The sequence below is a fragment of the Flavobacterium agricola genome (assembly GCF_025919725.1).
Lineage (GTDB): Bacteria > Bacteroidota > Bacteroidia > Flavobacteriales > Flavobacteriaceae > Flavobacterium > Flavobacterium agricola.
This window is the reverse complement of sequence record NZ_CP081495.1, coordinates 1757739-1783981: the sequence shown is the minus strand read 5'-3', so window position 1 is coordinate 1783981 and position 26243 is coordinate 1757739. Positions and strand designations below refer to the sequence as shown.

Sequence of the window (26243 nt, the reverse complement as noted above, 5' to 3'; positions counted from 1 at the left end):
ACTATGGAAAATAATTCAGGATTAGGCACAAAGTTAGCATTTGATATGGAACGTGGTCAATCAAATGTAATCAAAGTTATTGGTGTAGGTGGTGGCGGTAGTAATGCAATTAACTACATGTTTAACCAAAGCATTAAAGGGGTTGATTTTATTATTTGTAATACCGACTCGCAAGCGCTAGAAAATAGCCCGGTGCCAACAAAAATCCAGTTAGGTGTTAATTTAACTGAAGGTTTAGGTGCTGGTGCAAACCCAGAAATTGGAAGTTTAGCTGCGCAAGAAAGTATTGAAGAAATTGACCGTGTTTTAGATAAAAACACAAAAATGGTTTTTATTACTGCCGGAATGGGTGGTGGTACCGGAACCGGTGCTGCACCAGTAATTGCAGAATTAGCCAAAAATAAAGACATTTTAACCGTTGGTATTGTTACAATTCCTTTTCAATTTGAAGGTAAAATTCGTCACGAACAAGCTTTATTAGGAGTTGAAAGATTACGTAAACACGTAGATTCGTTAATTGTTATAAACAACAACAAATTGCGTGAAGTTTACGGAAACTTAGGATTTAAAGCAGGATATGCCAAATCTGATGAGGTTTTAACAACCGCATCACGTGGTATTGCCGAAGTAATTTCGCAACATTATACCATGAATATTGACTTACGTGATGCAAAAACCGTACTTTCTAATAGCGGAACAGCTATTATGGGATCGGCAACTGCATCTGGTGAAAATCGTGCAAAAGATGCTGTGGTTGCTGCCTTAGATTCACCATTGTTAAACGAGAATCGTATTACAGGTGCCAAAAACGTATTATTATTAATTGTTTGTGGTACTGAAATGGAAGATGAAATTACTATTGATGAAATAGGAGAAATTAACGATTACATTCAAAACGAATCCGGACATAATGCCAATATCATTATGGGGGTTGGTAATGATGAAAAATTAGGAAATTCTGTTTCTGTAACCGTAATTGCTACTGGATTTAATTTTGAACAACAATCAGAATTAATCAACAAAGACAATGTTATTAAGCACATGTTGGGTGCAGAGCAATCAGTTACTCAAGAACTTAATTTAACACCGGGCGTAAAATCGGTTTCATCTAATTCAAGTTTAACAAATGCAGTAGTTCAAAATAATTTAGATAAAGCTTTTGATGTACCTGCTGTAAAACCGGTACCAGAAAAACGTATTGTACATGTTTTAGATGCTGATTTAGAAAAACCGCAAGCTCAAGTAACAGAACCAATTGCTAATGTTGTACCAGAAGCTCCGGTAGTTAATGAATTAGATAGCTTTTTTGATATCGTTGCTCCCGAAAATTTAGATTTTCCGGTTTCTAAACCAACACCTCAAATAGAAATTAAAACAGTTCAATCTGCACCGCATCCGATTAAACCAATTGAAGTTGTAAAACCTAATTTGTTTGAGCAAAAGTTAAGCGCACCGTCTCAGCCAAATCAACCTGAAAATAATCTGAATTTCGAGTTAAAACAGCAACCAAGTGCAAATACATCAAGTTTGTTTTTATTAAACGAAACTATTCAAGTTTCTGATGAAGTTGCTCCTGCTGAGCCACAAATTGATCCAAATTTTGAGGTTGAACCTAAATTAGAAACAAAACAGGAAGATGTTGTTAAACACATTTTAAATTATGATTATTTAGAGCAAGAATCTGCCTTAACCAATGCTAAACCAGTTGTTAAAGCAGAAACTAAGCTTGAAGATAAAGAAGAAGATCCGGATTTACAAATGACGGTTCGTGTAGAGAAATCGGTTCCTCAAGGCGAAAAGTTTTTACGTAACCCGCGAAAACGAAGATTTACTTAAAACAAAAGAGCATCAAGAAACACTTAAAGCTCGGGTAGAAGCGCGTAAGTTAAAAATGAAAGAGTTTAATCATACATTTTCTAACAGCCGCAACGTTCCTGAGTTAGAAAGACCAGCTTACGAACGCTTGGGTATTAACTTAAGTACTACCGAAAATAAAGGTACATCTCGTATTTCTGTTAACACAACGGAAAACAATGAGTTAAAAATGAGATCGAACAATTCTTTTTTACACGATAACGTAGATTAGATTTTTTTAAAAAAATATCAAATATCTTTAACCCGAAACTTTTATGGTTTCGGGTTATTTGTTAAATTTGTGCAACTAAAAATTTTGCAACCATGAGTTTACAAGCAAAAATTACAGAAGCACTTAAAACTGCTATGAAAGCAAAAGATACTGTTGCTTTAGAAGCGTTACGTGCTATTAAATCAGAAATATTGTTAGCCCAAACATCAGGAAGTGAAGGTAACTTTACAGAAGAAGATGAAATAAAGCTATTACAAAAATTAGTAAAACAGCGTAAAGATAGCGCAGCTATTTATACAGAACAAGGTAGATCAGATTTGGCTGAACCAGAATTAGCTCAAATTACTGTTATCGAGCAGTTTTTACCAAAACAATTATCAGAACAAGAAGTTGAAATTATTGTAAAAAATATCATTACCGAAGGTGGTTTTGCTGGAATGGCTGCTATGGGGCAGGTTATGGGGATAGCATCTAAAGTTTTAGCTGGTCAGGCAGATGGTAAAACAGTTTCTACCATTGTAAAAAAATTATTAGCGTAGATTAAGCTAATGACCGCGTAGTTCAACTGGATAGAATATCAGATTTCGGCTCTGAGGGTTGGGGGTTCGAGCCCCTCCGCGGTCGCAACAAAAGCACTTTACTTTTTTGTAAAGTGCTTTTGTTGTTTTTTATCAGTTTTTGGTTTTAAATATTTTTGTATATTTAAGTAAAATCCATTTAGTATGAAAGCTTTAGATCCGGTTTCTCGAATTATGACTTCCAATTTAGTAAAATTGAATTACGACGATCAATTAACTAAAGCTGAAGATTTGTTTAAAAAACATAAAATTAGACATTTGCCCGTTGTAAGAGCTAACCAGGTTATTGGTATGTTAAGTTACACCGATTTGCAAAAAGTTTGTTTTGCTGATCAAGGTGATGATGCCGAAACTAATATTGAAACGGTTGTTTATAATGCTTTTACTTTAGAGCAAGTTATGAGTAAACAAGTTTTAACCGTTTTTCCTTGGACACCAATTAAAGAAGTCGCTATTTTATTAAGCGAAGCTAATTTTAATGCGCTTCCTGTGGTTGAGCACGACAAATTAGTTGGAATTGTTACTACGATAGATTTATTAAAATATTATATATCTCAATACGAAGAATAAAAAAAGAGCGTTTTAAACGCTCTTTTTTTTATTTTATAATCTGTTTTAAATCAGCAATTGTTTCTATCGGGTTTTTAGCTTTAAAAACATAACTACCAGCAACTAAAACATCGGCACCAGCATCAACTAAAGCTTTTGCGTTTTTGTTGGTTACGCCTCCGTCAATTTCAATTAAGGTATTGGCTTGGTTACGTGTAATAATTTCTTTAAGTTGTTTTACTTTTTTATAGGTATTTTCTATAAAAGATTGTCCTCCAAAACCTGGATTTACGCTCATAATACAAACTAAATCAATATCAGCAATACAATCTTCTAATAAAGCAACGTTTGTATGTGGATTAATTGCAACTCCAGCTTTCATCCCGGCAGATTTTATAGCTTGTAAAGAACGATGTAAATGCGTACAAGCTTCGTAATGCACAGTTAAAATATCTGCTCCTAAATCTTTAAAAGTTTGAATATAACGATCAGGATCAACAATCATTAAATGTACATCGATTGTTTTTTTAGCATGTTTATTTATGGCTTCTAACACGGGCATACCAAAAGATATGTTTGGTACAAATACGCCGTCCATAATATCAATATGAAACCAATCTGCTTCTGACTGATTAATCATTTCAATATCGCGTTGTAAATTAGCAAAATCTGCTGCTAATACTGAGGGTGCAATTAGTTTTGAATTCATTTTATTTGTTGTGTGTTTTAGCAAAGGTACAAAATAAAATAAAAAAACTCCGGTAATCAGCCGGAGTTCAATCATCAATCAAAAAACGAACAGTTTTAATGCTGTTTGTTATGTTTTATTAGAATAAAATTATCCTAAATATGTTTTTAAAATTTTGCTTCGAGAGGTGTGTTTTAAACGACGAATTGCTTTTTCTTTAATTTGACGAACACGTTCGCGCGTTAATTCAAAAGTTTCACCAATTTCTTCTAACGTCATTGGATGTTGGTCACCTAAACCAAAATATAAACGAACTACGTCTGCTTCACGTGGCGTTAAAGTTTCTAACGCACGTTCAATTTCAGTACGTAATGATTCGTGAATTAATTCACGATCAGGATTTGGAGATTCGCCAGAACGTAAAACGTCGTAAAGGTTAGAATCTTCTCCTTCAACTAAAGGTGCATCCATAGATAAATGACGTCCAGAATTCTTCATAGATTCTTTTACATCATTTACAGTCATATCTAATTCCTTAGCAATTTCTTCTGCAGATGGGGCACGTTCGTTAGATTGTTCTAATAACGCATACATTTTATTGATTTTGTTAATAGAGCCAATTTTGTTTAATGGTAAACGTACAATACGAGATTGTTCTGCTAAAGCTTGTAAAATAGATTGACGAATCCACCAAACAGCATATGAAATAAATTTAAAACCACGTGTTTCATCAAAACGTTGTGCCGCTTTAATTAAACCTAAGTTACCTTCGTTAATTAAATCGGGTAACGTTAACCCTTGATTTTGGTATTGCTTAGCAACAGAAACCACGAAACGTAAGTTTGCTTTGGTTAATTTTTCTAAAGCGCGTTGATCACCGGCTTTAATGCGTTGTGCTAATTCAACTTCTTCATCGGCAGTAATTAAATCTACTTTTCCGATTTCTTGAAGGTATTTATCTAGGGATGCGGTTTCACGATTTGTAACCTGCTTGGTAATTTTAAGTTGTCTCATATTATTTGTAATGCCTTTTACGGTTATTTGCACTGATGCGTACAATAGTTATACGTACGATGTTACCAAAAGGTTACAAAATAATAAACTTTTTTTAAAAACGTTGTATGTTGTTGATTTATAGCGCTTATTAGTAGTAATTTGTTTTACTTAATTCAGCTTCATCTGCTTCAACTTCATCTAAATAACGTTCTAAGCTATCGTCCATTTCTTTAATCCATGGCGTATGGTGCTCTTCTGCTGTTACGCCAGTCATTACTGAGGTGTAAACTTTATCACGATAATTTAAAATATTTTCTTCTTTATCGTTTAACCAGCTTTTTAGCATATCGGCAACTTTATCGATATCAAATGTTGGATAATCGGTTGCTTGCATTAATTCTTTAATATATGCAGTTTGAAAATCAACATGATCTTCGCCAGATTTTAATTCAGATTCCCATTTCAACCATTTTTCAATGTCTTTGTTTCTTTCTTCTTGGCTTGGTAATGTAATTCTACCTAACATATAATCGCGTGCAAACCAAGCTTGGGTATCAAACATGTTGAATGTGTAATATTGATCTTGCATTCCTAAAAACAATAAATGATCGTTTTCATTAAAAACAACGCCTTTGTATAGGTTGTCTGGGTATAAACAGTTTTTAGTTTTTAAACGTAAATTGTCTGGTAAGAATGGGAATTTGTGTTGATATCCGGTACAAAAAACTACCGCATCAAATTCTTGTGTAGATCTGTCTTTAAAAAAGGCTGTATTACCTTCAAAATGCGTTACTAAAGGTTTTTCTTCAATGCCTTTTGGCCATTTAGCTCCAATTGGATTTGTACGATAAGAAATGGTAACTGATTTACTACCATGTTTGTAACATTGCACACCAATATCTTCGGCAGAATAGCTACTTCCGATTAATAAAATATCTTTACCAATAAATTGGTCTGCACCTCTAAAATCGTGTGCATGCATTACAGTACCAGGAAAATTATCAATACCTTTAAAATATGGTAAGTTTGGAGTTGAGAAATGGCCGGTTCCTACAACTAAGTAATCAAAAATCTCTTCGAAAGTTTCGTTTTTTACTAAGTCATCAAAAATTACACGGAACTGTTTTTTATCTTCCAAATAATCTACCCATCTTGCTACGGTGTTGAATTTAATAAATTCGCGTGCATTACTTTGTTTAATTCTTCCTTGAATATAATCAAAAAGTACTTCGCGTGGAGGATATGAAGAAATTGGTTGTTTAAAATGGTCCATAAACGTATAATCGGCAAATTCTAATACTTCTTTCGGACCGTTTGACCACAAATATTTGTACATACTACCATGAATTGGTTCACCGTATTTACCTACACCGGTTCTCCATGTATAATTCCACATTCCACCCCAGTTATCTTGCTTTTCATAACATTTAATTTCTGGGATTGGATTTCCTTTTTTTGTTCGGATTCGAAGGCTCTTAACATAGCTAATCCGCTTGGACCAGCTCCAATAATTCCAACTTTAATATTTGACATATTAATATAAAGATTTTAGTCCTCGTTAAAATATAACGAAGAGATTAATAAATGACTAAATTTTAGATTGTCTTTAAATAGTACAATTGTATCTTGAGATACAGTGTAAGAATACCATTATGGTACATTAGGACAGCATGATAAAATGCCGAAAAATGAATAAAGCAGTAAAAAAAACTACTTTTATATATAGAGGGGTAAAACGATGTTATTTTGTATTAAAATAATTTTCACCCAGATGACAATATTGCTAAGTTAGTAAAAATTAAGCTTTTATCCAATTTTTATTACTTTAAATTGATGTTTTTGATTGATAAACTGCAAAAAATCTACGTGTTATTTTAATAATGTACGTTGTGTTGTAGTTGGTGTTTGAGAATGTTTTTGTTGAATTGTGGTTTTATTGGTAATGTGATAAAAATGCATAAATAAAAAAAGCACCTCGTTACGAGGTGCTTTTTTTATTTAAAATAGCTTATTGCTTATCTTCTGTTTTAGGAGCTTCATCCTTTTTCTCTACTTTTGGAGGGCGAGGTAATAAAGCTTTTCTAGAAACTTTTGGTTTTTTAGTTTTTGGATCTAATCCCATGTATTTTACATCGATTACATCACCTTCTTTTAATACATCAGAAACTTTTTCGATGCGTTTCCAATCTAATTCTGAAACGTGAAGTAATGAATCTTTACCAGGTACAAATTCTACCACAGCACCAAAGTCTAAAATTTTAGTAACTTTTACTGAATAAACTTCTCCTTCTTTAGGTTGGAAGGTTTGGTTTTGAATGCTTTGAATTGCTTTATCCATTCCTTCTTGGTTAGTACCTAATAATTCGATAATACCAAAATCACCTTCTTCTGTAATAACAATTGTTGTTTCAGTATCTGCTTGTAATGCCTGAATGTTTTTACCTCCAGGACCGATAATAGCACCAATGAAATCTTTAGGAATTTCGAACTTGATAATTTTAGGAGCTTTTGCTTTAACTGTTGGATTTGGTGTAGCAATTGTTTCGGTAAGTTTACCTAAAATATGCATACGTCCTTCCTTAGCTTGTTCTAAAGCGCTTTCTAAAATATCGTAAGCTAATCCTTCAATTTTAATATCCATTTGACAAGCTGTAATCCCGTCTTTTGTACCTGTTACTTTAAAGTCCATATCACCTAAATGATCTTCGTCTCCTAAAATATCAGATAAAACTGCCCATCTTCCTGTTTTTGCATCAGAAATTAAACCCATTGCAATACCAGAAACTGGTTTTGAGATTTGAATACCAGCATCCATTAATGCTAATGTACCAGCACAAACCGTTGCCATTGATGATGAACCGTTAGATTCTAAAACTTCTGAAACTACACGAATTGTATAAGGACAATCTGCTGGAATCATGTTTTTTAAAGCACGTTGTGCTAAGTTACCATGTCCAACTTCACGTCTTGAAGTTCCTCTTAAAGGTCTTGCTTCACCAGTTGAGAAAGGAGGGAAGTTGTAATGTAAATAAAAACGCTCTTCTCCTTGATCTGATGGTGTGTCAATTACGTTTGCTTCTCTTGATGTACCTAAAGTTACTGTAGCTAAAGCCTGTGTTTCACCACGTGTAAAAATAGATGAACCGTGTGTAGAAGGTAAATAATCAATTTCTGACCAAATTGGTCTGATTTCGTTTGTTTTTCTACCGTCTAAACGGATGCCTTTGTCTAAAATTAGGTTACGAACGGCTTCTTTTTGTACGTCATGGTAATAACGGCCAATTAAATCTCCATCTTCTGCTAATTCTTCTTCAGTGAATAAGGCTTTTAAGTTTTCGTAAACTTCATCAAACTTTTCAGATCTTTCGTGTTTTCCACTTGCTTCAGCAGCAATTGCAAAACATTTATCGTATGCAAATTCGTTTACTTTAGCTAAAATTGCTTCGTTGCTTTTTTCAGCATCGTACGTACGGTACTCTAAGTTTCCAACTCTTTCACGTAAGCGTTCTTGAGCTTCAACTTGTTTAATAATTGCTTCGTGAGCAAATTTAATAGCTTCAACCATCTCTTTTTCAGAGATTTCTTTCATTTCACCCTCAACCATTGCTACCGAATCTTTAGATGCTCCGATCATCATATCAATGTCAGAAACAGCTAATTGTGCTTTTGTTGGGTTAATGATTAATTTACCGTCTACGCGTCCTACTCGAACTTCTGAAATGTAGTTGTAAAAAGGAAGGTCTGAAACTGCTAATGCTGCAGAAGCTGCTAAACCTGCTAATGCATCTGGCATCACGTTTTCGTCATGAGACATTAATTGAATCATAACTTGTGTTTCTGCGTGGTAGTCGTCCGGAAATAATGGTCTTAAAACACGGTCTACTAAACGCATAACTAAGATTTCGCTATCACTTGGTCTAGCTTCTCTTTTAAAAAAACCGCCTGGAAATCTACCAGCGGCAGCAAATTTTTCACGATAATCTACCGTTAATGGTAAAAAATCTACCCCTGGTGAGGCTTTGCGTGCAGAAACAGCAGTTGCTAATAACATAGCATCTCCCATTCGCACTACAACAGATCCGTCTGCCTGTTTGGCAAGTTTGCCTGTTTCGATTGTAATGGTGCGCCCATCCCCTAAATCGATAATTTCTTGGGTTACCTTAGGAATCATAAACTTAAATTCTTGATTGAACAATGGTGTCTCAGTTGTGTGTTGTTGTTGTGTTGTTGTGTGTAGTTATTTGAAACCCAATGAAAAACCAAACTTTCTGTTTAAATATTATAAAATAAAAAAAGAGGCGCGCAAAAACACACCTCTTTATGAGTTGATTATTTTCTGATGTTTAATTCTTTAATAATCTCACGGTATCTGTTGATTTCTTTTTTCTTAAGATAATCAAGTAAACTTCTTCTTTTACCTACTAACATAACTAATGAACGCTCAGTGTTGTAATCGTGACGATTTTTCTTTAAGTGCTCAGTTAAGTGGTTAATACGGAAAGTGAATAACGCGATTTGACCTTCAGCAGATCCTGTGTTTGCAGCAGCTCCACCGTGTTTAGCGAAAATTTCTGCTTTTACTTCTTTAGTTAAGTACATGCTAATATTGTTCTAAATGATTATTATGTATGAATTAAATAATATATAAAATTCGTTGCAAAAGTAAATTAATTTTTTGCACTACACAACAATATTTAATTATTTATTAAAATAATTGTGCAACCTCTTGGTTTACAAATTCTAAAAAGCGTTCGTCTTGCGCTGTAAACGGATCTAATTCATGGCTGTCAATATCAATTTGACCAATGTTTTCATTGTTTACAAACAACGGAACAACAATTTCAGATTTTACCGTAATGCTACAAGCAATATAATTATCTTGTGCACTAACATCAGGCACCACAAAATTTTGATTTGATTCGGCAACTTGTCCACAAATGCCTTTTCCGAACGGAATAACAGTATGGTCTGTTTCTGCACCAGCGTACGGACCTAAAATTAACTCACGCTTATCACCATTTTTAAAATAGAAACCTACCCAGTTGTAATACGAAACTTTTTCTTTTAAAAATTCGCATAAATTCTGAAGTTTTTCCGTTCTTGTATGTTCAGAATGTTGTAATATAGCGCTTACTTGTGGTTTAAGTGATTCTAAATTCATATGTACATTTTTATACAAATATAAATTTAAATAAATAATGAAAGAACTGTTTGCTCAATATAAACCCTTTTTTTTGTTTTTAGCCAAGTTTATTGGTGCTTACATAATTCTTTTACTTATTTATAAGGCGTATTTAAATAGTTTTGATGCAGCTAATTTTGAAACCGATAGCATGACCGTTTTGGTAGCCGAACAATGTAACGCGGTACTTAATTTTTTTGGTTATGAAAGCTATATAACGCCTGATCCTAATTTACCATCTATGAATTTGTATCACGGGCCTAATGATTTTTATGTTCGGGTTGTAGAAGGATGCAATGCCATTAGCGTTATGATTTTGTTTGCTTCTTTTTGCATCGCTTTCTCTGCATATTTTATGCGTACCTTGGTTTATATTATTTTTGGCGTTTTATTTATTCATGTTTTAAACATTATTCGCATTTGTTTAATTGTAGTTTTGGTAGTAAAATACCCAAGTGCACAACGCTTTTTACATGATATTGCTTTTCCTATTTTTATATACGGCGTAGTTTTGTTGTTATGGTTTTTATGGATTTTTAAATTTTCGGGCTATGCTAAAAAATATTTTCCTCAAAAATAAATTCAATTTTTTTATTGCTTTTTTACTGCTTATTGTACTAATATTGGTACGAGGAGTAGAAAGTAAATTGTTTTATGATCCGTTTCTCGTTTTTTTTAAACGTGCCTACCATTATAACATTATTCCAGAAATTAATAACGGCTTGCTTTTTTTATCGTATTTTTTTAGATACAGCATCAATGCTATTTTATCTATTGCTATTATTTATTACTTGTTTAAACAACGTAAAGCCATAAAAATGCTTTTGATCGTTTATTTCGGATTGTTTGTGGTACTAATTGCTGCCTTTTACTTTTTTTTATATGTTTGTTTTATAGATTGGCAAGTAATTTTTTACGTACGTCGATTTTTAATTCAACCTTTATTTCTAATGTTGTTTGTACCCGCATTTCTGTTTCAGTATTTAACTAATAATGTGATGCAAAAAGCAGATTAATACAAACATAAATTGTTATATTTGCCAAGTTAATTGTTTAACCATGAAGATATTTAAAAAGTTTTTTGCCTTAGTTTTTGCGACGCTGCTTTTTGCGTCTCAATCGGGTATGGCTTTTAATCTTCATTATTGTAAAGGTGCTTTAGCAGCGATTACATTTGGTGAAACAATCGAAGTTTGTGATCTAGACAAACCAATTGCAGCCGAAGCTGATTCAGCTTGTTGTAAAGAAACCCCTTCAGAATCACACAAAAAATGCTGTAAAGATTCTAATATTGATTTAGATCAAATTTCTAAAGCAGATATAATCACGAAAGCTTTATCTTTCGAGTTTTCTGCTTTTTACTTACCTACAACGGTTTATACCGTTATGCAATTTGTTGATGTAGTAGAAGTTAAAACTTTAGGTTTTTACCTATTTAATTTTGCATCAAATGCACCTCCTTTATACAAATTATATTGTAAATACATTTTATACGCGTAATTATTATTTGTTTTTCGATTTTTTTTCAATCACAAATAATATAAAATTATGCGTAACTATTTATTTTTAATTTTCTTTGTTGCAGCGCAAATGGCTGTAGCTCAAAATATTTTGCGTGGTGTTGTTATAGATCAAGACAACCAACCCGTTTACGGTGCTTCTGTAGTTTGGGAAAACACCTCAGAAGGAACCAATACCGACGAAAGTGGTAATTTTGAATTGCCTTTAAATTCATCTTCTAATCAATTAGTAGTTAGTTTTGTAGGTTATAAAACAGAAGTTTTGCCTATTTCAACAACTTTTATTCGTGTAAAACTTTATACAGATGGCGCATTAGAAGAAATTATTGTTTCGGCCGCTCGCCGCAGCATGATAAAATCTCAACGTCCAACTGCCAACACGGTGGTAATGTCAAGCGCTGAACTATTAAAAGCTGCTTGTTGTAATTTATCCGAAAGTTTTGAAACCAATCCATCAATCGATGTAAATTTTTCTGATGCCGTTTCGGGTAGTAAACAAATAAAAATGTTAGGTTTAACAAGCCCGTATATTTTAATTGCTGAAGAAAATATTCCGTCTGTTCGCGGAGCTTCTCAAGCTTATGGTTTATCTTTCACACCCGGAACTTGGGTAGAAAGCATTCAGGTAACAAAAGGTGCCGGAAGCGTAATAAATGGATTCGAAAGCATTTCGGGGCAAATCAATACGGAATTGATTAAACCGATGGATGATATTCCGTATTATTTAAATGTTTACGGCTCGTCTGATTCACGTTTTGAATTAAATTCCCACATCAACGAAAAGTTGTCTGACAAGTTAGCAACTACGTTTTTTATTCACGGAAATATGCGTTTAGGCCGTCATGATAATAATCACGACGGATTTTTAGACAGCCCAATTGGCTCTCAGATAAATGTTTTAAATCGTTGGCAATATCAAAACGTAGAAAAAGGAATTGTAAGTTTTTTTAACGTGCGTTATATGGACGATAAAAAACAAGGCGGACAAATGGATTTTAATCCGCGTACCGACAAAGGCACAACCAATTATTGGGGTTCAGAAATAAACACCCAAAAGGTTGATGTTTCTGGTAAAGTTGGGTATGTTTTTCCGGATTTACCTTTCCAATCTATCGGTTTACAAGTTGCTTACAATTACCACAATCAAAATTCGTACTTCGGGTTAAATAAATACGATATCAAACAAAATTCGGTTTATGGTAATTTAATTTTCAATTCTATTATCAACAATACCTTAAATAAGTTTTCTACCGGAATTAACTTTTCGTACGACAATTACAACGAATTTTTATATCAAAATCAAGTAACAGATTGGAGCCGACGCGATAATTCGGTGGGTGCTTTTTTTGAATATACGTACGACAACCTAGATAATTTTAGTGTTATTTTAGGTGGCCGTTTAGATGTAAGCAACCGTTTAGGTGTTTTTGCAACGCCACGTATTCATGCACGTTATGTACCTTGGGAAGATGCTGTAATTCGCGGATCTTTTGGGCGTGGTAAACGTGCTGCAAATATTTTTGCAGAAAATCAAAACTTGTTTGCTTCATCACGTCAATTTATTGTAGCGCAAGACGGAGGTAAAGTTTACGGATTAAGCCCAGAAATTGCATGGAATTATGGCTTAAGCTTTAATCAAAAGTTTACCTTATTTGGTAAACGCGCCGATGCAGGTTTTGATTTTTATAGAACTGATTTTACAAAACAAGCCGTTGTTGATGTTGATTTTAGCCCACAACAAGTTGTTTTTCATAACTTAAACGGATCTTCTTACGCGAATTCTTTACAAGTAGATTTTAATATTGAATTAATAAAACACTTAAATTTACGTACCGCTTATAAATATTACGATATTAAAACACAATATTACTCGGGTAAATTAGAACGTCCGCTACAAGCTAAAAACCGTGTTTTTGTTAATTTAGAATACCAAACGCACGATCACGGCAATGGGCACTGGCGTTTCGATGCAACCTACAATTGGTTAGATAAACAACGTTTGCCACATACGGCATCAAATCCGGTTAACGAAAGATTTCCGGCTTATTCTAATCCGTTTAGCAGTGTAAATGCGCAAGTAACCAAGGTTTTTTCTGACAGCTTTGAAATTTATGTAGGGGGCGAAAATATGACTAATTACAAACAACCGCGCCCTATTTTAGGTAATACCGATCCGTTTGGGCAGTATTTTGATGCATCTATGATTTATGGTCCGCTTTTTGGACAAATGTATTATGCCGGATTACGTTACAAATTTTTATAAATACTAAAACTCAAGAATATGAAAAAAATACTTTTATTGGCTTTGTTAACCTTTTTTGGTTTACAAGCTCATGCACAAGATGCAAAATCAGTTTCTAAAACTCATGGAAAATATGATATTGAGGTAAAAGGAAATTGTAATATGTGTAAAAAACGCATCGAAAAAGCAGCATATTCAGTAAACGGAGTACGTTCTGCCGAATGGCATGCTGACGATCAAACGTTACATGTAATGTTAAATGACAAAAAAGCAACACCTTTACAAGTGCAACAAGCTGTTGCAGCGCAAGGACACGATACCAAGTTTAATAATAAAGATGTAAAAGCAACACCAACCGATTACGAAAATTTACATGGTTGTTGTTTGTACGAACGCGAATAATTCATTAAAAATCCTCAATTGCATTGAGGATTTTTTTTATTAAGCAACCCGTAAATAATTTGTACTTTTACCGCTCTTATCAAATATCCCAAAAAAAATGCATGTAAATAAAAAAATAGCTGTTGTAGGTTCGGGATTAGTCGGAACCTTATTAGCAATTTATTTAAAAAAACTAGGGCATGAAGTTCATGTTTTAGATCGCAGTAAAGATATTCGAACTATTGATTTTTCAGGACGTTCTATTAATTTAGCTATGTCAACCCGTGGTTGGCGTGCGTTAGAAAATATCGGAATCGCAGATCAGGTACATGCCATTGGGATTCCGATGAATAAGCGTGCCATTCACATTGCCAATCAAGAATTAAAATATCAGCCTTATGGCATGAATAGCGAAAGTATTTTTTCTATTTCGCGTGGCGGATTAAATAAATTGTTAATTGATATTGCAGAAAAAGAAGGTGTGCATTTTCATTTTGAAACTCGAATTTGGGATGTAGAATTAGCAACTGCAACTTTATTTACAGGAGAATCTGAATTTGGTGCATGGCAAGCTTTGCAATATGATATGGTTTTTGGGGCCGATGGTGCTTTTTCTAGAATTCGCCATCGCATGCAACGCCAAAACCGATTTAATTATTCGCAGCATTTTTTAAATACAGGTTATAAAGAATTACATATTCCTGCTGATGCTAACGGATCGCATCAATTAGATAAAAATTCGTTTCATATTTGGCCTCGTGGTGAATTTATGTTAATCGCTTTACCTAATTTAGACGGCAGTTTTACTTGTACCTTATTTATGCCTTTTGAAGGTGCTATTTCATTTGAACAATTAACCAATGTGCAACAAGTTGCAACTTTTTTTGAAACCTATTTTCCAGATACCAAAAATTTGATTCCAAATCTAACGCATGATTTTTTTAAAAATCCAACAAGTTCTTTGGTAACCATGCAATGTTATCCGTGGGTTTATCAAGATAAAATTGCTTTAATTGGTGATGCAGCGCATGCTATTGTGCCTTTTTACGGACAAGGAATGAATGCTGGTTTTGAAGATGTAACCGTTTTAGCCGAATTAATAGCACAACATAACGGAGATTGGCAAACTATTTTAGAAACTTACCAACAAGCACGTAAGCCCAATGCCGATGCAATTGCTGAACTTTCGTACAGAAATCATACCGAAATGAGCACCAAAACAGCTGATGAATCTTTTTTATTACAGAAAAAAATTGAACAGCATTTTGCAAAAAAATACCCTGAAAAATGGTTGCCGTTGTACGACCGTGTAACTTTTTCGCACGATTCGTACCTAAGTGCATTACAAATAGGAGATAAGCAAAATTACATTATGCAACAAGTGCTTCAAATACCAAATATTGATGCAATTTGGGATTCTGAAATAGTTGAACAAACCATTATAAGTTTACTTGAAAAATAATGAAAAAAGCCGTTTTTAAAAACGGCTTTTTTTATTATTCACGATGTACTTTATTTGGTGCAAATGCGGGTTTGCAAATAGAAAGATATTCGCACGGTTCGTTAAATGGATTTGAATATTGAACGCGTACATTCTTGTTTATTTTAATAGATTGTCCAGCTTCTAAAACTACTTTTTCGTCATCTATAATAAACTGCTTTTTGCCTTTTATAATATAGGTATATTCATCAAATTCTGGAGTCTGAAATGGTTCTGACCATCCGGGCGGTGCAACCATATGTGCAATAGAAATTTCCTGATTTTCGGTACTTGCTAAACCGTGATGTTCTTCTATTAATTTGCCATCTGTTGTTGGCACAATAAAAGGTTGATTTTGTATGGTATATTTTTTATTCATTATTTCTTTTTTGATCCTCCTAAAACTTTAGATAATATACCGAAAACGCCACGAATAAATGTTGCGCTTGTTACCGTTTTAATAATAGCTTTTTGTGTTGCGCTGGGCTGATCTGAATTTTTAGTACTTGCTTTATTTGATTTTTTTGCTGAGTTTTTTTCGTTTTCTGATTCGGCAGCTTCAATTTTAGCGGTTAGTATTTCGTAAGCACTTTCGTTATCAATAGCTTGTTCGTATTTTTTTACCAATTTAGAATTTGCAATCAGTAAATCAATTTCTTGATTTGTTAAAATATCCATTCGGCTCATGGGTGAACGCATCAAACAAGCTGCTAAAGGCGTAGGAATTCCTTTTTCGTTTAATGCGGTAACAAAAGCTTCGCCGGTTCCTAGTTTGGTTAAATCTTCAGCCGTTTTATAATAATCACTAAGCGGATAATTCTCGGCAGTAAGTTTAATCGCTTTTCTGTCGTTTGCAGTAAAAGCACGTAGCGCATGCTGAATTTTTAAGCCCAATTGTGATAAAACTCCTGCAGGAATATCGGTTGGATTTTGCGTGATAAAGTAAATTCCGATGCCTTTAGAGCGAATAAGTTTTATAATAGTTTCAATTTGGTCTTGCAATGCTTTAGTTGCTTGGTCAAAAATTAAATGGGCTTCGTCAATAAAAATAACTAATTCAGGACGTCCAGAATCTCCTTGTTCAGGCATTTTCTGATAAACTTCTGCTAATAAACTTAACATAAATGTTGAGAAAAGTTTAGGCTTGTCTTGAATATCGGTTAATCGTAAAATGTTTATATATCCTAAACCTTCTTGGTTTACACGCATCAAATCTTCAATGTCAAAAGAAAGTTCTCCAAAAAAAGTTGTTGCGCCTTGATGTTCTAATTCTATAATTTTACGCAAAATTGCTCCGGTTGTTGCTGCAGAAATTCGGCCATATTCGGCTTCAAATTCTTTTTTGCCTTGATCGGTTGCGTATTGCAATACTTTTTTGAAATCTTTTAAATCGATTAACGGAATTTTATGATCGTCGCAATATTTAAATATTACTGCAACTACGCCGCTTTGTATATCGTTTAAATCTAATATTCTAGAAAAAAAGATCGGACCAAATTCGGTAATTGTTGCACGTAAGCGCACCCCTTTTTCTTCGGATAAGGTTAAAAATTCTACCGGAAAACCTTGTGTGCTGTATGGAAGCACAATGTCTTGATGTCTTTTTTTTATAAAATCGTTTTCTGTACCAGGAACAGCAATCCCCGAAAAATCTCCTTTAATGTCCATCATCAATACCGGAATTCCTGCTAATGATAATTGTTCTGAAAAAACCTGAATAGTTTTGGTTTTTCCGGTTCCGGTAGCACCTGCAATAAGACCATGCCTGTTAATTGTTTTTAGCGGAATGTTTATGTGTGTATTCGGAATTGCTTCGCCATTTAATAGGGCGCCACCTAAGGTTATATAGTCGTTTTTACAGCTATATCCCGAATTTATGTAGTCAGAAAACTTATTTGTTGACATTTTTTATGTGATTATTTATTTTTTATTATATAATTTGAATAATTAGTAAAATAGTGTAAAAATATTATTTTTATTGATTATTTAGTAATTATTTGGGTTTCTTGTTGTTTGATTGGTAGTCTTATTGTTTTTTTATTGTTAAATTAAATTGTGTTAACCCCACTAAAACGAGCCCTAATGTTAAATTAGCATGCCTAAAAGTACAAAAAAAACAGTAATTAATTTTTTTTTTTTGCTGCAAACGTATAAATTTGCCATTGACATACACAAAAAGTGTGTTTTGATAATTACAATAAAATCGAAAACTCAAAAAAAAATTTAAAAATGGCAAACGTAAACGAAAATGTAGAAAAAACTTCTACTAGTTCAAAAGGTTCAAAAATTTTCGCACCACTAACTATTATATTATGTTTAGTTATTGGTTTTTCATTATTCAACTTTGTAATGGGTAATCCAGATAACTTCGAAAATGGTGACCCAGTTAACGGACACCCAATTGATGGAAACTTTTTAGGATTAATGTACAAAGGAGGAAATGTTATTGCATTACTTATTTCTATGTTGTTAATGACAATTGTTTTCGGTATTGAAAGATTCTTGGCTATTTCTAAAGCTTCTGGAAAAGGAAATGTTGACAAGTTTGTTATTGAAGTGAAATCTTTAATTTTACAAGGTAAATTTGATGAAGCTAGAGCTGCTTGTGATGAGCAAAAAGGTTCTGTTGCAAACGTTATTAATGCAGCATTAGTAAAATTCTCTGAAGTTAAGAGAGATGGTTTAGATAATGATAAGGCTGCTGAAATGATTCAAAAAGAAATCGAAGAAGCAACTACATTAGAAATGCCAATGTTACAACAAAACATGGTTATCATTTCTACGATGGTTTCTATTGGTACTTTAGTAGGTTTATTAGGTACAGTATCAGGGATGATTAAAGCGTTCGCTGGATTAGCTGCTGCAGGTGCTCCTGACCAAGCTGCATTAGCAAACGGTATTTCTGAGGCGTTACTTAACACAGCTACAGGTATTGGTATCTCTACATTAGCAATTGTATTCTATAATTTCTTTACATCTAAAATTGATAAGTTAACTTACGGTATTGACGAAGCTGCTTTCTCATTAGCGCAAGCTTACAGAAAATTTTCGAAATAATTTTCGAAAAATAAAGTAAGATTATTAACGTAGTGCGAAATCGCACATCAATTTTAAAGTAAAAAAAATATGGCAAAAGCAAAGAAAAAGTCAGGAAGTGCTTCGGTAGACATGACTGCAATGTGTGACGTTGCTTTCTTACTACTTTCGTTCTTCGTTATGACGTCAACTGCTAAGTTGCCAGAACCACACCCAGTAGATACTCCGGCATCTACAGTACAACAAAAATTACCTGATGCTAATTTAGCTATGGTAACCGTTGGTGACGAAAAAGTTTTCTTCACAATTTCTGATAGAGATTTACGTGGGGCTGTTTTGGATAGAGTAGCAGAAAAGTACAATGTTACTTTTACTGACGAAGAGAAAAAAGCTTTCGAATTAATGGATGGTTTTGGTGTTGATATTAAACAATTACCAGCTCTATTAAAATTGAAAGGTTCTGATAGAAATAAAGAAGGTGTACAAGGAGGAATTCCTTATTCACCAGACAATAACCAGTTAAAAGAATGGTTACTTGCTTCACGTCTTGCTGCTCGTGATGTTAAAAATGATGAGCTTAAAATTGCAATTAAAGGTGATGCTTTAGAATCATATCCGATGATGAAGAAGGTTATTGACATGATGCAAGAACAAAGAATCAATAAGTTCTATTTAGTTACCGGCTTACGCGGTGAGGATTTTTAATTTTTTAAAAAAGTAAAAAATGGCAGAATTAAATACTGGCAACTCTAATGGTAAAGGCGGTAAAGTAAGAAGTAAAAAAGACGGTGGTAAAGTAGATTTGACTGCCATGGTTGATTTAGCTTTCTTATTGATTACGTTCTTTATGTTAACCACTTCGTTGTCAAAACCTCAATCTATGAATTTGGCTATGCCTGATAAGGATCCAGATGCAGTGATTGAGAACAAAACTGAAGTTGCCGACGATAGAACCATGACTATTTTATTAGGTAGCGATAACAAACTAATGTGGTATTTTGGACAATTACAAAATCCGTTTGTTGCACCTAGTCAAGCTACTTATGGTAAAGATGGTATCCGTCAAGTACTTTTACAGTACATTAAATCGGTTCCAGCTCGTTACGGTAACGATCCTAAAAAAGGATTAATTGTTATCATAAAAGCAAATGATAAAGCGAACTACAAAAACGTAGTTGACATTTTAGATGAAATGGCAATTACCAAAGTTCAGACTTATGCAATTGTAGATATTTCAGAACCTGAAGTTGAATTGTTAACTTCACAGGGATTAAATTAATTAAAACATTAGAATCATGGCAAAGCTAGATTTATTTAAACAAGAATGGCTTGACATGTTATTTGAAGGACGTAACAAAAGTTACGGTGCTTACGAATTACGTGCCGAAGCTCCGAAAATTCTTACAACATCTTTCTTCATTGGTGCTACTGTTTTTGTTGCTGCAATTGTATCTCCATTATTATTTGCAGGTAACGATAATGAAAATGTGGAACAAGATGTGGTTTTGGTAACCATGGCAGATATTGAAATGCCAGATATTCCTGAAATACCAGAAATTGAAGAGGAATTACCACCACCACCACCACCACCACCAGCAGAAGAACCTGCTAAATCAGTTAACGATGAGGTGAAGTTTACTGAACCAGAAATTGTTAAAGCTGAAGAAGTAAAAGAAGAAATTGCTACGGTTGAAGATCTGAAAAAAGCAGATCCAGGCCAAAAAACGCAAGAAGGAGATAAAGAAAAAGGAGAAATTAAAGTTGCTGAAAGAACTGGTGAAGCCGATAAAGGCAAAGGTACTTCTGGAGGTGATGGAGATGGAAACCAAATTTATTATGCAGTTGAAAAATCAGCTCAACCTGCAGGTGGTCTTCCTTCATTCTACAAATCTTTTGCAAGTAAATTTAATGCACCAGAAGTTGATGAAGGTGTTCGTCAAATTCGTGTAATGCTTCAGTTCGTTGTAGAGAAAGACGGAAGTTTTACTGATATCAAAGTTTTACGTGACCCAGGTTACGGAGCTGGAAGAGAAGCAATGCGCGTTTTACGCTCTATGCCAAAATGGACTCCAGCAGAACAAAACGGTCGTAAAGTTCGTTCTCAATTTACATTACCAATTACTATTAACGTTCAGTAATGAATTTTATAGAAATATTAAAACAGAAATCGCCTTTACAGCGATTTCTGTTTGTTTTAAACTTAATCTTCTTAATTTTATATGTGTTTATGGCTGTGGTTTTATTTGTTTGGAAAACCATGCCTGTAGAAATACCTTATAAAAGTCGCGTAATTTTAGGTGTAATTTTAATTATTTATGCCATTATTAGATTTTATCGATTGAGTTTAAAATTTAAACAAATTGAATAAAAGGAGGCAATAGCTTCCTTTTTTTATTTTATCTTTATACAAACTATTAATTTTATTTTTATGAATAAATTGTTGTTTTTCTGTTTGTTCTCGTTTTCTGTTTTTGCACAACAAACTGATGCTATTTCTACAAATAATAATTTGCTTTCTTGTATTACTGTTACTAATGATGATTTGAATGAAAGTTTTATAGCAGCACAACCTAAGGAAGGATATGATGAGTTTTATAAGAGATTTCAAAATAATTTAGAAGCTTACAATTTTTTTGGTACGCCTATTACATATAAATTTTTATTATCTTTTTATGTGGATTGTGACGGTAGTTTTAGTGAGATTCAAGTTTTAAACGATTTAGATTATGGTCTTTCAGGACAAATTATTCGTGTTATGAAAGCTATGCCTAAATGGGAACCTGCTCAATTAAACGAAGTTGCTGTTCGTAGCTCTTATACATTACCTATTGAATTCAATTAATTTTTTTTGTTAATATTAAAACTAATCATATGTTGAGATATAAAATAATTTGCCTGTCATTACTTGCATTAGGATTTTCTGCTTGTAAAAAAGACCCAAATCAAAATCAAAAGGGACAACCTGAAACTTTTAAAGAAACTCCAGTTCAGGGTACTGCAACCATTTTAGTAGATGAAACAGTTTTTCCTGTGGTAGAAGATGCACAATTGGTATTTGAATCCATTTATTCTAATGCCAAGTTGAATTTGGTAACCAAACCTCAAAACGAAGTTTTTAATGATTTAGTTAAAGATCAAGAGCGCATTGGAATTATCGCACGAGATTTAACTGAACAAGAAATTGCTTATTTTAAATCTGTTCCTGTTACGCCAGTACGTACCCCAATTGCTACAGATGCTATTGCATTCATAGCGCCAAAAACAGCTAAAGATTCAGTGATTTCATATTCAGAAATTGAAAAAATACTTAAAGGAGAGCCTTCTGCTTATAAGTTATATTTTGACAATTCGAATTCGAGTACTATGCAATCGTTATTAGATTTATATGGATTAGATAAAGCCGTAACAACTAATATTTTTGCAGCTAAAAGTAATGCCGAAGTTATTAAAAATACGGCAAATACTGTTGATGCTATTGGTATTGTTGGCGTAAATTGGTTAACACAACCTGGTAAATTAGCACCACAAGTAGATAAACTTAAAGTTTTGGGTATTGAAAAAGACGGTAAAATTTCTAAGCCAAACCAAACAGAAATTATGGATAAAACCTATCCATTCACTCGTGATATTTACTTAATTAACATTCAAGGTAAAACTGGTTTAGGCATGGGATTTGCTTCTTACATTGCCGGACAAGACGGACAACGCATCATTTTAAAAGCGGGCTTGGTACCATCTTACCCGCCAACACGCGAAATTCAAATTATTAAATAATACAAAAAACTCAAACCTAGGTTTGAGTTTTTTGTTAAATTAAGTTTTAGAACCCCAATCTTTACCGATATATTATATATCTTTGCAAACTATTTTATTTGATATGATGACTGAAGAAATACAATTAGCTGTGGACCAAGGCACAATGTTGCCTTTAATGGAAGAGTTTTATACCATTCAAGGTGAAGGCGCTTATACCGGTACTGCTGCTTATTTTATTAGAGTTGGAGGATGCGATGTAGGTTGCCATTGGTGTGATGTGAAAGAAAGTTGGGATGCCAATTTACACCCGCCAACAGCAACACAAGTTATTGTTGATAATGCAAAAAAACATGCCAAAACGGTTGTTGTTACTGGAGGAGAACCATTAACTTGGAACATGAATCCGTTAACTTTAGCTTTAAAAGATGCAGGTTTACGCGTGCATATTGAAACTTCTGGTGCTTATCCGGTTACCGGACATTGGGATTGGATTTGTTTATCTCCTAAAAAAACAAAGTTACCGGTTGATGAAATATATCCGTTAGCTCACGAACTTAAAATGATTATTCATAACAAAAATGATTTTGAGTTTGCAGAACAACAAGCTGCTAAAGTTGGACCAAATTGTGTGTTGTATTTACAACCTGAATGGAGTAAAAAAGAAGTTTATACGCAAATGATTGTTGATTATGTCATGGCCAATCCAAAATGGCGCATATCATTACAAACACATAAATATTTAAATATTCCGTAAACGTTTTTTAACTTTTTCACGTTATATTTACTATCTAATACATTTTAAATATGAAGAAGTTATTTTTTACTGCCCTTGTAATTGGTTTTGTACAATTTGCCCAAGCGCAACAACCATCGGTTGCTGAAGTTAAAGAAGTTATGGTTTTAGCAGGTGTTAACGACCAATACGATGTTGCTTTAGAGCAAGTTATTGGCATGATTCCTGAAGCAAAACAAGCTGATTTTAAAAAAGATTTTCAAGGTATTTTAGATCGTAATACCGATAAAGTTGCCGAAATCTGGATTAAATATTATACAAAAGCTGAAATTGCAGAGCTTAAAAACTTTTATAATTCTTCTATCGGAAAAAAAATGAAAGAGAATAACGCTAAAATTACTCGCGATGTAATTGCGAACCAACAAGCGCTAATGACTGAAATGCAAGAAGCGGTTATGAAATATATGCAATAAAAAAGAAAGCCAATCTTTAAGATTGGCTTTCTTTTTTATAAATGGGTTAGCTTAGCTAAATAATCGTAATTGTCGCCCTCAATAACCAATTCGCAATTTAATCCGTTTGCATGTGCAGCATTTTGTAAGGTATTATAATCTATGTACAACCAATCAAAAGCATTTTCGGTTTCGCCTTTGTAGGTTATGGTAAAACTTACTTCGCCGTAATAATCGCGTTCAGAAGGAATCCATTTTCCGCCATCTTCATCTTCATCAAACATATAAATAATATCGCTGCTATCTACTAATATTTGTCCGTTTGGGTTTAGTAAGTTTTTAAGTTGTTTTAAAAAAGTACTTATTTTTTTTAGTTGCTGCGCAATACCAATGCCGTTCATTAATAAAATAATGGTATCGTATTTCTGATTCTCAATTGCTAAAACATTTACATTTAAAGCTGATTTTAATCCGCGATCTAAGCAAACCTCAATAGCTTTAGGCGAAATGTCAATAGCAGTTACTTCTAAATTTTTATCGTTTTGTAAATACAACGCATGGCTGCCTGCTCCGCAACCAACATCTAAAACTTTACCATAAGCCAATTGCATGGCTTTTTGTTCTATTTTAGGCATTTCTTTATAAGTTCTAAACAAATACGCAACAGGCATATCATCGGCTTCAGAAATCGATGTTTCTGTAATTAAATCTTCAGGATTCTGATTAAAATGATAATCGTATATGGCTTGACCAAATAAATCTTTCATAAAAAATTTCAATTAAAAATAAAGCGCTGTATTTTTGTAAAAAAAATTACGTTTTGCAAAAATTTTTACAACAGCTGCCAAAGTTGGCCAAAGATACGCATAAGGAAACAAAAAAGTATTTTGATAAGCTTAAAAAGAAACAACCTAAAGATTTAGATTATAGGATGCAGCAACTGCATGATGCCGAATTTAAACGTACCGATTGTTTAACTTGTGCCAATTGTTGTAAAACTACTGGTCCGTTATTTACAACGGCAGATATAGAACGTATTGCCAAACATTTTAGACAAAAACCACAACAATTTATAGATCAGTATTTACGTATTGATGAAGATAAAGATTATGTTTTGCAGCAAGTTCCTTGTACGTTTTTAGATCAGGATAATTATTGCATGATTTATGATGTGCGCCCTAAAGCTTGCAAAGAATTTCCGCATACCGATCGAAACAAGTTTCATCAAATTTCAAACTTAACTTTAAAAAATGTAGAAATTTGTCCGGCAGCGTATCGCATTGTAGAAGAAATGAAAAAGAAAATGCCTTTATAAAAAGTAAAAGTCGAGAATTTCTCGACTTTTACTTTTTAATATAATAAATATTTTGCGCGCGTATTTTTAAACTGATTAAGTCCAACTTCCCAACTTGCTCTAATTTCATCTTCGGTCATGCCTTTTTCAATTTGCTGCTGTAATTTTTTGGTACCGGCTAATTTGGTGAAAAAGGAATTAAAAAACTTGGTTTTATCTTCGGTATTTTGATAAGCATCTAACAAATATTTTAATTCTAGTTGGGTTAATTGCGGTTCATTACTTAAATCAACGCCATAACAAAGTTTGCCATTATGCATCGGATCTTTCGCTCCGAAGTTTGGTTTGGGGGTAAAGCTAAAATTTGCGTTTTTAATAAATGGCGAACCATATATTTGAAATTGCTGTTCGGTTCCGCGTCCAACGCTAACATTGGTTCCTTCAAAAAAACACAAGCTTGCATATAAATTAATTGCTTGCGCATTTGGTAAGTTTGGCGAAGGTTTTACAGGTAAAACGTACGGTAAATTATGGTTGTAATTTTCATTTTTAATTACGGTTAAATCCGCTTTTGCTTTGTTTTTTAACCAACCTTCCCCATTAATCATTTGGGCATATTCGCCAATGGTCATACCGTGAAGTACGGGGATTGGGTGCATGCCAACAAAGCTGGTATGTTCTGGTTCTAAAATAGGACCGTCAACCAACGCACCGTTTGGGTTTGGTCGATCTAAAACAACAATTGGAATGTTTTGTTCAGCGCAAGCTTCCATTACATAATGTAAGGATGAAATATAGGTGTAAAAACGTGCACCTACATCTTGCAAATCAAAAACTAAAACGTCCACATCTTTTAATTGTTCGGGTTTTGGCTTTTTGTTGTTACCGTATAACGAAATAATTGGTAATCCGGTTTTTGTGTCTTTTCCGTCTTTAATTAATTCTCCCGCATCAGCAGTTCCTCTAAATCCATGTTCGGGCGCATAAATTTTCGTTACGTTTATTTTTTGTTCCAATAAATAATCAACCAAATGCAACGAATCGGTTACCATACCTGATTGATTGGTTAAAACCCCAACTTTTTTATTTTGTAACAAATCAAGATGTTTATCCAAAACTTGTGCACCTGTTTTTATAGGTTGCTGTACTGTTTGTAAGCTTGTTGTTGTTGGAATGGGCGAATTATTTATTTGCGCTGATTTTCCGCACGAAAAAATACTTAAAGCAAAAAATAAAACTGTATTTTTGAGAATTAAATTTGAATGCATAA

The 26243-nt window shown here is 33.5% G+C and carries 29 protein-coding genes, 1 tRNA gene and 1 pseudogene; 21 read left to right on the top strand and 10 right to left on the bottom strand.

The window, feature by feature from the left end:
• Positions 1–3 precede the first annotated feature (3 nt).
• From ftsZ to K5I29_RS08890, 5 genes are all read left to right on the top strand, one after another.
• The gene (gene ftsZ / locus K5I29_RS08910; RefSeq protein ID WP_264432622.1) at positions 4–1836 is read left to right on the top strand and encodes a cell division protein FtsZ; all 1833 of its coding nucleotides are present in this window, start codon (positions 4–6) and stop codon (positions 1834–1836) included.
• Between the two features lie 55 nt (positions 1837–1891).
• Positions 1892–2086: a hypothetical protein gene (locus K5I29_RS08905; RefSeq protein ID WP_264432620.1), complete on the top strand. Its 195-nt coding sequence runs from the start codon at positions 1892–1894 to the stop codon at positions 2084–2086.
• 92 nt (positions 2087–2178) lie between these two features.
• Positions 2179–2625: a GatB/YqeY domain-containing protein gene (locus K5I29_RS08900; protein ID WP_264432618.1), complete on the top strand. Its 447-nt coding sequence runs from the start codon at positions 2179–2181 to the stop codon at positions 2623–2625.
• An 11-nt stretch (positions 2626–2636) separates the two neighbouring features.
• Positions 2637–2710 (top strand) — tRNA-Arg (locus tag K5I29_RS08895).
• 98 nt (positions 2711–2808) lie between these two features.
• Positions 2809–3234, top strand: a complete 426-nt coding sequence (locus K5I29_RS08890) for a CBS domain-containing protein (protein ID WP_264432616.1) — start codon at positions 2809–2811, stop codon at positions 3232–3234.
• A 28-nt stretch (positions 3235–3262) separates the two neighbouring features.
• Here K5I29_RS08890 and rpe read toward each other — a convergent pair whose 3' ends face one another.
• The 6 genes and pseudogenes from rpe to K5I29_RS08860 all read right to left on the bottom strand — a co-directional run bounded on the left by rpe (position 3263) and on the right by K5I29_RS08860 (position 10058).
• Positions 3263–3922, bottom strand: coding sequence for a ribulose-phosphate 3-epimerase (rpe, locus tag K5I29_RS08885; protein WP_264432615.1), 660 nt, complete (start codon positions 3920–3922; stop codon positions 3263–3265).
• Positions 3923–4051: 129 nt separating this feature from the next.
• Complete coding sequence (locus K5I29_RS08880) at positions 4052–4915, bottom strand: sigma-70 family RNA polymerase sigma factor (RefSeq protein WP_264432612.1); 864 nt, start codon at positions 4913–4915, stop codon at positions 4052–4054.
• A gap of 130 nt (positions 4916–5045) precedes the next feature.
• Positions 5046–6430: pseudogene (locus tag K5I29_RS08875) on the bottom strand (NAD(P)-binding domain-containing protein).
• Between the two features lie 475 nt (positions 6431–6905).
• A complete protein-coding gene (locus K5I29_RS08870; protein WP_264432608.1) occupies positions 6906–9068 on the bottom strand; it encodes a polyribonucleotide nucleotidyltransferase in 2163 nt (720 codons plus the stop codon).
• A 158-nt stretch (positions 9069–9226) separates the two neighbouring features.
• Positions 9227–9496 carry a 30S ribosomal protein S15 gene (gene rpsO, locus K5I29_RS08865; RefSeq protein ID WP_264432607.1) on the bottom strand — a complete coding sequence of 90 codons (270 nt, stop codon included), beginning with the start codon at positions 9494–9496 and terminating at the stop codon, positions 9227–9229.
• 106 nt (positions 9497–9602) lie between these two features.
• Positions 9603–10058 (bottom strand): GAF domain-containing protein, encoded by a 456-nt coding sequence (locus K5I29_RS08860; protein WP_264432605.1) that lies wholly within the window; start codon positions 10056–10058, stop codon positions 9603–9605.
• Between the two features lie 37 nt (positions 10059–10095).
• On the opposite strand from K5I29_RS08860, the gene xrtF reads away from it, so the two are divergent.
• The 6 genes from xrtF to K5I29_RS08830 all read left to right on the top strand — a co-directional run bounded on the left by xrtF (position 10096) and on the right by K5I29_RS08830 (position 15684).
• On the top strand, positions 10096–10659 hold the full coding sequence (gene xrtF, locus K5I29_RS08855) for an exosortase family protein XrtF (protein ID WP_264432604.1): 564 nt from the start codon (positions 10096–10098) through the stop codon (positions 10657–10659).
• The gene (locus K5I29_RS08850; protein ID WP_264432602.1) at positions 10631–11095 is read left to right on the top strand and encodes an exosortase F system-associated membrane protein; all 465 of its coding nucleotides are present in this window, start codon (positions 10631–10633) and stop codon (positions 11093–11095) included. The genes xrtF and K5I29_RS08850 overlap by 29 nt, the downstream gene beginning before the upstream one ends.
• Before the next feature lie 43 nt (positions 11096–11138).
• Entirely contained in the window at positions 11139–11579 is a 441-nt protein-coding gene (locus K5I29_RS08845) for an HYC_CC_PP family protein (protein ID WP_264432600.1), read from the top strand.
• A 45-nt stretch (positions 11580–11624) separates the two neighbouring features.
• The gene (locus tag K5I29_RS08840) at positions 11625–13862 is read left to right on the top strand and encodes a TonB-dependent receptor (protein WP_394358602.1); all 2238 of its coding nucleotides are present in this window, start codon (positions 11625–11627) and stop codon (positions 13860–13862) included.
• Between the two features lie 18 nt (positions 13863–13880).
• Positions 13881–14243 carry a heavy-metal-associated domain-containing protein gene (locus K5I29_RS08835; protein WP_264432597.1) on the top strand — a complete coding sequence of 121 codons (363 nt, stop codon included), beginning with the start codon at positions 13881–13883 and terminating at the stop codon, positions 14241–14243.
• 97 nt (positions 14244–14340) lie between these two features.
• Positions 14341–15684, top strand: coding sequence for an FAD-dependent oxidoreductase (locus K5I29_RS08830; protein WP_264432595.1), 1344 nt, complete (start codon positions 14341–14343; stop codon positions 15682–15684).
• A 34-nt stretch (positions 15685–15718) separates the two neighbouring features.
• Here K5I29_RS08830 and K5I29_RS08825 read toward each other — a convergent pair whose 3' ends face one another.
• A complete protein-coding gene (locus K5I29_RS08825) occupies positions 15719–16081 on the bottom strand; it encodes a cupin domain-containing protein (RefSeq protein ID WP_264432593.1) in 363 nt (120 codons plus the stop codon).
• A complete protein-coding gene (locus tag K5I29_RS08820; RefSeq protein WP_264432591.1) occupies positions 16081–17607 on the bottom strand; it encodes a DUF853 domain-containing protein in 1527 nt (508 codons plus the stop codon). The genes K5I29_RS08825 and K5I29_RS08820 overlap by 1 nt, the downstream gene beginning before the upstream one ends.
• Positions 17608–17931: 324 nt before the next feature.
• Between K5I29_RS08820 and K5I29_RS08815 the strand changes: the two genes are divergently transcribed.
• From K5I29_RS08815 to K5I29_RS08775, 9 genes are all read left to right on the top strand, one after another.
• A complete protein-coding gene (locus K5I29_RS08815; protein ID WP_264432590.1) occupies positions 17932–18759 on the top strand; it encodes a MotA/TolQ/ExbB proton channel family protein in 828 nt (275 codons plus the stop codon).
• Between the two features lie 69 nt (positions 18760–18828).
• Positions 18829–19443: a biopolymer transporter ExbD gene (locus K5I29_RS08810; RefSeq protein ID WP_264432588.1), complete on the top strand. Its 615-nt coding sequence runs from the start codon at positions 18829–18831 to the stop codon at positions 19441–19443.
• Positions 19444–19462: 19 nt separating this feature from the next.
• The gene (locus tag K5I29_RS08805; protein ID WP_264432586.1) at positions 19463–20017 is read left to right on the top strand and encodes an ExbD/TolR family protein; all 555 of its coding nucleotides are present in this window, start codon (positions 19463–19465) and stop codon (positions 20015–20017) included.
• Between the two features lie 16 nt (positions 20018–20033).
• Complete coding sequence (locus tag K5I29_RS08800) at positions 20034–20876, top strand: energy transducer TonB (protein ID WP_264432584.1); 843 nt, start codon at positions 20034–20036, stop codon at positions 20874–20876.
• A complete protein-coding gene (locus K5I29_RS08795; protein ID WP_264432583.1) occupies positions 20876–21106 on the top strand; it encodes a hypothetical protein in 231 nt (76 codons plus the stop codon). Before K5I29_RS08800 ends, K5I29_RS08795 begins: the two co-directional genes overlap by 1 nt.
• 60 nt (positions 21107–21166) lie before the next feature.
• Positions 21167–21580, top strand: a complete 414-nt coding sequence (locus tag K5I29_RS08790) for an energy transducer TonB (protein WP_264432580.1) — start codon at positions 21167–21169, stop codon at positions 21578–21580.
• Between the two features lie 29 nt (positions 21581–21609).
• Entirely contained in the window at positions 21610–22512 is a 903-nt protein-coding gene (locus K5I29_RS08785; RefSeq protein ID WP_264432578.1) for a PstS family phosphate ABC transporter substrate-binding protein, read from the top strand.
• 103 nt (positions 22513–22615) lie between these two features.
• Complete coding sequence (locus K5I29_RS08780) at positions 22616–23248, top strand: 7-carboxy-7-deazaguanine synthase QueE (RefSeq protein WP_264435184.1); 633 nt, start codon at positions 22616–22618, stop codon at positions 23246–23248.
• Positions 23249–23298: 50 nt separating this feature from the next.
• Positions 23299–23700 carry a DUF2059 domain-containing protein gene (locus tag K5I29_RS08775; RefSeq protein WP_264432576.1) on the top strand — a complete coding sequence of 134 codons (402 nt, stop codon included), beginning with the start codon at positions 23299–23301 and terminating at the stop codon, positions 23698–23700.
• A 35-nt stretch (positions 23701–23735) separates the two neighbouring features.
• Here K5I29_RS08775 and K5I29_RS08770 read toward each other — a convergent pair whose 3' ends face one another.
• Positions 23736–24446 (bottom strand): class I SAM-dependent methyltransferase, encoded by a 711-nt coding sequence (locus tag K5I29_RS08770; protein ID WP_264432573.1) that lies wholly within the window; start codon positions 24444–24446, stop codon positions 23736–23738.
• Between the two features lie 53 nt (positions 24447–24499).
• On the opposite strand from K5I29_RS08770, the gene K5I29_RS08765 reads away from it, so the two are divergent.
• On the top strand, positions 24500–24994 hold the full coding sequence (locus K5I29_RS08765) for a YkgJ family cysteine cluster protein (protein WP_264432571.1): 495 nt from the start codon (positions 24500–24502) through the stop codon (positions 24992–24994).
• A gap of 35 nt (positions 24995–25029) precedes the next feature.
• On the opposite strand, the gene K5I29_RS08760 is transcribed toward K5I29_RS08765, so the two are convergent.
• Positions 25030–26241, bottom strand: a complete 1212-nt coding sequence (locus K5I29_RS08760; RefSeq protein ID WP_264432568.1) for an exo-beta-N-acetylmuramidase NamZ family protein — start codon at positions 26239–26241, stop codon at positions 25030–25032.
• Positions 26242–26243 lie beyond the last annotated feature (2 nt).